This is a genomic window from Streptomyces sp. NPDC059989 (genome assembly GCF_042736975.1).
Taxonomy (GTDB): domain Bacteria; phylum Actinomycetota; class Actinomycetes; order Streptomycetales; family Streptomycetaceae; genus Streptomyces.
Genome location: NZ_JBHWUO010000145.1, coordinates 1 through 1,177, shown reverse-complemented (window position 1 = coordinate 1,177; position 1,177 = coordinate 1). Strand labels below are relative to the sequence as shown.

3 protein-coding genes are annotated in these 1,177 nt (G+C 40.8%); all 3 read left to right on the top strand.

The genetic code is table 11. From position 1 onward, the window contains the following. The first annotated feature begins 16 nt into the window (after positions 1–16). Positions 17–286: a hypothetical protein gene (locus ACFWBN_RS39995; protein WP_382522926.1), complete on the top strand. Its 270-nt coding sequence runs from the start codon at positions 17–19 to the stop codon at positions 284–286. A 14-nt stretch (positions 287–300) separates the two neighbouring features. Further along, the gene (locus ACFWBN_RS39990; RefSeq protein ID WP_382522930.1) at positions 301–474 is read left to right on the top strand and encodes a hypothetical protein; all 174 of its coding nucleotides are present in this window, start codon (positions 301–303) and stop codon (positions 472–474) included. Between the two features lie 162 nt (positions 475–636). Beyond that, positions 637–1,177 (top strand): host-nuclease inhibitor Gam family protein (locus ACFWBN_RS39985; protein ID WP_385186753.1); only part of this gene is annotated, 541 nt, incomplete at its 3' end.

Here is a 1,177-nt window from a genome sequence, read left to right as displayed (position 1 = left end):
ACATTAAAGTATCCGATTGGCGGACTTACACGAAGGCGGAAAGGTTTTGGCTTTTGGAAAACACGGCATTCAGTCAATGGAAAAGAAAAAACAAGAGAGGGGATTTGAAATGAAATCATATAGAAAGGTCGCATTCAGTCAAAGCGCATTTGATCAGTGGAGACTTAATCAAGCAGGGGGAACGATAACAATTCCACCGTCAGGCAATCCGTTTTTCGAATTTAAAACAAAGGCGCAGTACGAAAAATACTTGCAATTAAACAGCGAAAGGGGCAACTGGGCGTGAGTAGACTGCAAACAATGGCACGATTCGATGAAAGAATTCCTGAACCGACTGTGATCGGAAAGTGTAAAGGATGCGGCGAGATAATAACAGCAAGCGAAGAGTTTTTTGATCATGAAGGGGAATTTATTCACGATGAATCGGATTGCATTAGAGAGTATTTCAAGAAAATTGCTGATCTTGTGCAATAAAAAAGAACCTCCTAAAAAGAAGGTTCAAACGTAACACAAACTTCGTTGCGCGGAAGTACCCTAACACTTCCGCATGAAAGGTAGATACCTTTAATTAGGAATTATATCTACCTTTCTCCTAAAAATCAATAGAATCAGGGTGAAAACATGGAAAATAATTTTGTGATTTTCGACAATGATCCATTTGCTGAGGAAGTTGGCACGGAAGAACAAGAGGAACAAACGGAGCAAGAGGCGTTTGAAGTATCAGACCTTGAAACGGCGGCAGAAGCGCAAAGACGAATCGCTCACTTTATGGAAAAACAGCAGAAAATTGATCAGATTGCTGAAAATCAGATCGCGCCATTTCTTGAAAAGATCGAGAAAATAAAGATGTGGCAGGAGCAAGAAAAGGAAAAATACATGAAGAAACAGGCGTTTTATGAAAATCGGCTTGAGCGTTATATGAGGCAGGAAGTCGAAGAACAGAAGAAAAAAGGACGTAAGCCACAAAAAACAATCAAGCTTCCATACGGCACTCTCAAGCTTATAAAGCAACAGCCGGAATTTCAGCGGAATGATTCAGAGTTATTGGGATATGCCAAGGAAAACGGATTTTTGAAGGTGGCTGAGAGTGTCGATTGGTCATCCATCAAAAGCAAATGCACGGTATTTGGTGACAAGTTAATAGATCCGGAAGGGCAACTTGTTCCAGGTGTTACAG

What these genes read in the sequence shown, in the direction of transcription:
- ACFWBN_RS39990 (WP_382522930.1), top strand. Translation starts at nt 301, where the DNA reads ATGGCACGATTCGATGAAAGAATTCCTGAACCGACTGTGATCGGAAAG.